We start from the raw sequence: 1,082 nt of genomic DNA, 5'->3' as shown, positions 1-1,082 counted from the left end.
TGCGCCCAGCGGCCCGAGCACCAGTGGCAGCACTTCCCGGCCCACGACGCGAAGCTGCTGGGACGGCGACAATCCCATGACGCGGGCCTGTTCGAGCCGCTTGCTGCCGACCGACTGCCAGGCCGTCAGGTAGATCACCGCGATGTGGCCGGCCGATCCCACGCCCAGTGCGGCCACGATGCCCCACGCGACGAACTGGAACTGCGGTGACGTACCGGGGAACACGACAGGAAGTGCCGGTACGTCACCAACCCGCATGCAGGCAAGGCCGAACACGATCACCAGAAGACTGGTGGGCACGCCTCGCGTCACGTGCATGGCGGCGGTGGCAGCGAGGCGGAACACCCTGTGCCTGCTGTGGGTGCCGACGGCGATGAGCAGAGCCGCGCTCATCGCCAGTCCAGCGCTCAGCACCCACAGCAGCAGGCTGCCCGAGATCCACAAGCCGATCTCGGCGTACATGTGACCTCCCCCAACTCTCGCTTCCGAGAGCATCACGTGCGGGTCGTGGCCACCTCGCGCAGTACCTCAGGAGCCTCCACCAGTTGCCAGTCCACCCTGACCTCCACCGGAACGGCGCTGCGCACGGAGGCGGTGACGGTGCAGTGCTTCTCGAACACCTCCGCACACCGCTCCAGCCGCTGCGAGTCCGCCGGCACGACGGGCCGGAGAACGACCTCGACGCGGCGGATGCGCGGCAGGCCCTCGTCGTTCGGCGCGACCACCGTGATCGCGTCGGCGGTGAAGCTCTGCACGTCGACGTGCGCGTGCCGCAACGTCTCGAGCAGGCTGGCCGACAAGCAATGCGTCAGCGCAGCGCCGAACAGTGCCGGCGTCGCGTGCGCCGATGCCTCACCCACCGGATCCGGCTCGTCGGACTGAATCGGCGCGCCGTGCAACCGGCCGTCCTCCGATGCCTGGCTGAGAAACCTGAATCCCCCGCGGTGTTCCAGGCGTACCGCGAAGTTGCGTTCCTCTTGACCTCTCATGTGCACGACGTGCTCCCCTCGGTGAGCCATCGTCGGCGGCCGATCCACCCCATGCCGAAGACGTCACGTGTCCCACACACGTGGCAGTCATGA

2 protein-coding genes are annotated in these 1,082 nt (G+C 68.1%); both read right to left on the bottom strand.

Features of this window, described 5'->3' with window-relative positions; genetic code table 11:
- Positions 1-462 (bottom strand): ABC transporter permease subunit (locus SK854_RS48135; protein WP_319981895.1); only part of this gene is annotated, 462 nt, incomplete at its 3' end.
- Between the two features lie 32 nt (positions 463-494).
- Complete coding sequence (locus SK854_RS48130) at positions 495-989, bottom strand: OsmC family protein (RefSeq protein ID WP_051769340.1); 495 nt, start codon at positions 987-989, stop codon at positions 495-497.
- Between the last annotated feature and the right edge of the window lie 93 nt (positions 990-1,082).

Origin of the sequence: Lentzea sokolovensis (assembly GCF_033949975.1) — a bacterium.
Classification (GTDB): Bacteria; Actinomycetota; Actinomycetes; order Mycobacteriales; family Pseudonocardiaceae; genus Lentzea; species Lentzea sokolovensis.
The sequence above is the reverse complement of the archived record's forward strand: the minus strand, read 5'-3'. Positions and strand labels throughout refer to the sequence as shown.

Coding starts and splice junctions, on each gene's coding strand:
- SK854_RS48130 (WP_051769340.1), bottom strand. CDS start 989: ATGAGAGGTCAAGAGGAACGCAACTTCGCGGTACGCCTGGAACACCGC.